This window comes from Citrobacter sp. TBCS-14 (genome assembly GCF_005280805.1).
Taxonomy (GTDB): domain Bacteria; phylum Pseudomonadota; class Gammaproteobacteria; order Enterobacterales; family Enterobacteriaceae; genus Citrobacter; species Citrobacter gillenii.
Map to the genome: position 1 here is coordinate 170 of NZ_SZWM01000795.1, position 323 is coordinate 492.

The window sequence follows — 323 nt, forward strand, 5'->3', positions numbered from 1 at the left end:
CCAGCCAGCTCGCTTTCAGCTCTTCATCCCCCAGTACCGCGGCAACCACCTGCGCACCAAAGTTTGGCGGACTGGAGTAGTTCCGGCGCACCGTCGCTTTTAGCTGCCCCAGAACGCGGCTGGCAGCATCGGCGTCTTCACACACCACAGAAAGCCCGCCAACACGTTCGCCATACAATGAGAAAATTTTGGAGAATGAGTTGCTAACCAGAGTTGGTAAACCAGCACTCGCAATCGCACGGATGGCGTACGCATCATCTTCCATTCCGCCACCAAAACCCTGGTAGGCAATGTCGAGGAACGGGATCAGGTCGCGCGCTTTC

The 323-nt window shown here is 57.0% G+C and carries 1 pseudogene; it reads right to left on the bottom strand.

The features are described 5' to 3' along the window. A pseudogene (gene tyrB, locus FDX22_RS21375) lies at positions 1-323 on the bottom strand (aromatic amino acid transaminase); the annotation flags it as partial.